The following is a 4,553-nucleotide window of genomic DNA, read 5'->3' on the forward strand; positions in this document are numbered from 1 at the left end:
CAAAAGTTGAGGATTGCTATTATTTTGAATTTAAGAACAGAAGTTGGGCAAGCCGAAATTCACGCGTAACGATCCGAATGAGTGAAAAAAATTCAGCGCAATATTTTTTGAGATTCAGCTTTAAATTCCAGCGTAGTTTTGATATGAAAATAAGCACAGAATTTAGTGATTGCCTTGAAATTGCAAATTAGCACCAAAATCTTTGCTAACGTTGTTGTATAAGATTAGTTGCGTGTTTTAAGCACTAAAGTTAGCAAATAAATCACAGATAGAAAGTCCGCGAGGACTTTCGTAAGTAAGCTAAAACCAGCAATTAATTTTATACGGTGTTAGCAGCAGTTTTTTTATTCAAAACTTAAATTTATTTCAAGGTTTTTTTTCATTTCTTTAAATTCACTTTTGGTTAACGGTCCATTAACTTTTAACTCTTTTTTTTCAATGATATAATAATTTTCCTTGTTCTTTTTCATTTTTTGAATCGAAGAAGTATTGTCTAAAAGTTCGCTCGTGAATTTTTTGTAATAAATACTACTATTTTCAGATTTGTCTAATTTCGCAAAATAATTTTCATTTAATTTTATATACCTTTTGTCATAAGTAAAGTATGTTCCAGGCATAGATATCATATTTTGTATTAAGCGAGAAGTTTGTTTTATATTGAAATCTTGTTTTACAATAATAAAATCAGAATTATATTCATATTTCTCTATATCAGGTAAAATAACAGGAATTTTTTCATAATTCTCAAGTTGATAAATTCCATTTCCTCCGAAAATTGTTACATCGAAAATTATTTCTTGAAATGGAATGTAATAAAAATTGTTTCCAAGATTAATTTCTTCTTCACTCTCATTACAAGAGAATAGAAAAAGAGAAACTAATAAACACAAATAAATACTTTTTGTCATCATTCGTTTTTCAAATTTTAGCAAGTAGCTTTTTAAATCTCCTATTTTCAGGAATTGAGTGATTTATTGCTGCTAACGGTCTCGTATAACCGTCAGTTACGGGTTAATATGCGTTAATTTTCGGTTTAGCACTGACGTTAGCAATTCCGAGTGGATTCGGACGTAGTCGAATCCGCCGTAATTGCGGTTATACATTGTTGTACACCGTTTTTTATTCAGTTGGGATTTTATATTTTCCATCTATTAATTCCCAATTATTTTTCTTTCGGTCAAACACAAATCTCATATCAGGAACGTAGCCATTTGTTCCGCCACAGTTTAATGCAAAATCCGCTTTTTTAAATTTCAGTCCATTATTGAAATGAATTTTCCGCTTTCCAGTAACATTTACAATTCCAAAATTCACGTCAATTGTGTCAATTCCGATTATTTTGTGAGTCAGACGCAAAACCTGAATTGTCTTTTTTTCTTTTATTGACAAGTCAATTAATTCCTCATTGTTCAAAAACTTATATCGGTCAGACACGTTCAGTTTAGAAATCCGCTTTCCATTTTCGTTGAGTTCAATATATTTCCAACCGCTCGAAAGTAAAAGGTCAAATCTACTATTTAATGCTCGGACATAAATACTGTCCAACTCGCTTTTTTCAATCGAATTCAGTTCCGTTTCTTGTCCAAATGACAAAAATCCGATAAAGGTCAATATGATTACAAATGCTTTTTTCAAATGGTGTACAACGGTCTTGTATATGAAAAGTAGCGGATTTTTAAGCACTAACTTTTCGGATTATAACTGACCTTTAATTTATTATTTGTCTTTTGTTTAAGCACTAAAATCGCTATTTTTTATATACGTTGTTAGCTACAGTTATTTCTTCCATTTTGTAAAATTTGAATCAGGTCTTTTAAAAGGTTCTGATAAAAATTTATTCGCAATTTCATTAAATAATTCAGGGTTTGATGCAGGTGTAAAATGTGTTTCTCCTGGCATTATGCATAATTGAGCTTTGGGAATATTTTCATATATTTCTAAACTATGTTTAGTTCTAATTATATCTTCATCGCCAGCCATTATTAAAACTTTTGCTTTTATTTTTGATAAGTCTCTAATTGGAATATTTGGCTGGTCGCCCAAAAGTCCGAGACGTTGTTTCCGTGAGTTCCAATTTTGAGTAGTATCGTGCTCCTGAATTTTTAATTCAATCATTTTTTTGGATTTCAAAGCGTAATTCACTGCCCAAGAGTTAACAGCTGTTGAATCTGGTCTTAAATTAGCTCCCATCGCTACAGTTTTTTTGATTTTTGATTTACCTGAAATCCCCATCTTCAATCCAATAATCCCACCGTCGCTCCATCCAATAATATTAATAGAGTCTAATTTTAAGTGATTAACTATCGCTTCCCAATCTCTTGTAATTTGAACATATGTCAAAGAATCTGTTTTTAATTCAGATTTCCCATGTCCTCTATTGTCAGCGATAATTACTCTATATTTAGTTTTGAAATAATCTATTTGATTACCCATTGATTTGATACTACCATTATTTCCGTGAATGAGTAATAATGGTTCGCCTTTTCCATACTCCTCATAATAAATTTTTGCTCCATCTATCGTGATATAATTCCCGACTGTTTCATTTTCTCCATAAGGTGTATCAAATTCAATGTTCATTTTGATTTGAGCATTGGTAATGCTACAAACCAAAGTGAAAATAAATATTCCTAAAAGTTTAATTGAATTTTTCATGTTGTCGGTTTTAATTGTAGCTAACGTGTTTGTATATGGTTTGTTGCGTGGTTAAGCACGTAATTTAGCAAATAAAATCCGAATAGAAAATCCGCGAGGATTTTCGTAAGTAGGCTAGAACTAGCAATAAATTATATACGGTGTTACCACACGTTTTTTATTCCGTTAATTTTTTCTCCTTGTTCAATTAGTTTTTCTGAATATTCATCATTCTCATTAATTTCAAATATTTCAAATTCCACGTGTTTATAGAAATACTTGTTCAGATTTGTTTTAATATGTTCTTTATTTAAATCAATTTGTTTAGAAAGTTCTATTCCAATAACAAAATATGGTTCTTGATATTCCTCAACATTAACATACAAGGCAATATAAACATTTTTAATAGGAACAATATTTAAATCTGTTTTCTGTAAAGATTTAATAATACTTTTTTTGTCTGATTTATTGACTTTTGAAAATATATTGTGAATGACTTGAATATTTACTTCTCTTTTTTCAAGATGTTCTTGAGTTAGATTAGTCAAAATATCTTTGGTAATATCTATTCCTCCATTTTTATTAACTTTATAAGCGTCGTATGTTAAAAGTGGTCCTTTGAAAATAAACCAAGGTCCAAATAGGAAATTCATTCGATTATATTTTCTTCTAAATTGTTCAATTTCTTCATTTCTCTTAATAAATATTGCAGGAGAAAACCTTAACAATGATACTGCTCCAAGTCCAATTCTATAATTGAATAATATAAATTTTCCTCCAGAATCAATATCTTTTTTTAGACTTTCTAAATTATTGCTTTTTATGTTCTGAAGTTTGTAAATCATATGTGTGGTAACGGTTTTGTATATGATACGTTGCGTGTGTAAGCAACTAATTTAGCAAATAAAAATCGAATAGAAAAGCCGCGAGGATTTTCGTAAGTAGGCTCTCACTAGCAATGGATTATATACGTTGTTGTAACACGTTTTTAATTTTTAAATATTCTAATTAATAAGTCAACGTAAATTATTAATGCTGGTAGAGCGAGTCCAATAAATATATATTTACCCTTTGAACTTGGCCATACTTTCCAATATTTAATAATTCTGACTGTTACGATTATGCTTAAAACAAACGACAATAACATTGAAGGTCCAATTATGAATATGTTCAGACCAAAGTTATGTGGTGCATAACCATCTTTCAATCCAAATAAAGGCTCTTTGATGTTATCGATAAGGAATATCATTAAAATCAATAGAAAACTCACTATTGACATTCCTTTTGTCCATATTATTTTTTTACTATTCGGTTTAGTTAATTCCAACAAGTTTGATTATTTACAATAATTCGCTTATTCTTTTAATTTCGTCTTTCATATTCGATTTGGAATTTTCCTCAATCGTATAGCCTTGTGATACTATTTCAAAACACCTATCGTGAAAGAAGAAAATAAAATGTTCATATTTCTCAAACAATTCGTCTTTGTGGTATGGATGAACAGAATTTATTTTTTTAAGTTCTTTTATCCATTCCGAACCAATTACTTTTTGAATTGAGTAAGGCTTAAGCCCTAATTTGTAAAGAGGATGTCCACTAATTGCTTCATCATTCGGACTTCCAAATTTGAATTGTTCAAATCGGTCAAATTTTATAGTTACAATTCCGTCATCTTGGTCAGTCCGCATATGTATTGATTTTCCATCCCAATTTGGGTCAACATTGCTAACGTAGAAAGTCAGATATAGATTTAATTCATTCGATAAAATTGTCGGTGTTGGTGCACCAACATCTATATCAAATTTTTCTTTAATCTGTTCGATTTTCATATAATTTACTGGGCTTTCTTAAATGTGTTACAACGGTCTCGTATATGATTTGTTGCGTGTTATAAGCGAGTAAGTTAGCAAATAAAAACC

The 4,553-nt window shown here is 29.9% G+C and carries 6 protein-coding genes; 1 reads left to right on the forward strand and 5 read right to left on the reverse strand.

Features of this window, described 5'->3' with window-relative positions; genetic code table 11:
* On the forward strand, nucleotides 1-191 hold a 191-nt coding region (locus ABD730_RS05765; protein ID WP_344713205.1), incomplete at its 5' end, for a hypothetical protein.
* 153 nt (nucleotides 192-344) lie between these two features.
* Here the strand turns inward: ABD730_RS05765 and ABD730_RS05770 are convergent.
* The 5 genes from ABD730_RS05770 to ABD730_RS05790 form a co-directional block, all read right to left on the reverse strand.
* The gene (locus ABD730_RS05770) at nucleotides 345-911 is read right to left on the reverse strand and encodes a hypothetical protein (RefSeq protein ID WP_344713208.1); all 567 of its coding nucleotides are present in this window, start codon (nucleotides 909-911) and stop codon (nucleotides 345-347) included.
* Nucleotides 912-1,119: 208 nt separating this feature from the next.
* On the reverse strand, nucleotides 1,120-1,635 hold the full coding sequence (locus tag ABD730_RS05775) for a hypothetical protein (protein ID WP_344713210.1): 516 nt from the start codon (nucleotides 1,633-1,635) through the stop codon (nucleotides 1,120-1,122).
* A 141-nt stretch (nucleotides 1,636-1,776) separates the two neighbouring features.
* Nucleotides 1,777-2,655 (reverse strand): alpha/beta fold hydrolase, encoded by an 879-nt coding sequence (locus ABD730_RS05780; RefSeq protein WP_344713213.1) that lies wholly within the window; start codon nucleotides 2,653-2,655, stop codon nucleotides 1,777-1,779.
* 143 nt (nucleotides 2,656-2,798) lie between these two features.
* Nucleotides 2,799-3,479 carry a hypothetical protein gene (locus ABD730_RS05785; RefSeq protein WP_344713215.1) on the reverse strand — a complete coding sequence of 227 codons (681 nt, stop codon included), beginning with the start codon at nucleotides 3,477-3,479 and terminating at the stop codon, nucleotides 2,799-2,801.
* A 495-nt stretch (nucleotides 3,480-3,974) separates the two neighbouring features.
* Nucleotides 3,975-4,463, reverse strand: coding sequence for a hypothetical protein (locus ABD730_RS05790; protein ID WP_344713217.1), 489 nt, complete (start codon nucleotides 4,461-4,463; stop codon nucleotides 3,975-3,977).
* Nucleotides 4,464-4,553 lie beyond the last annotated feature (90 nt).

Source organism: Winogradskyella damuponensis, assembly GCF_039538385.1.
Classification (GTDB): domain Bacteria; phylum Bacteroidota; class Bacteroidia; order Flavobacteriales; family Flavobacteriaceae; genus Winogradskyella; species Winogradskyella damuponensis.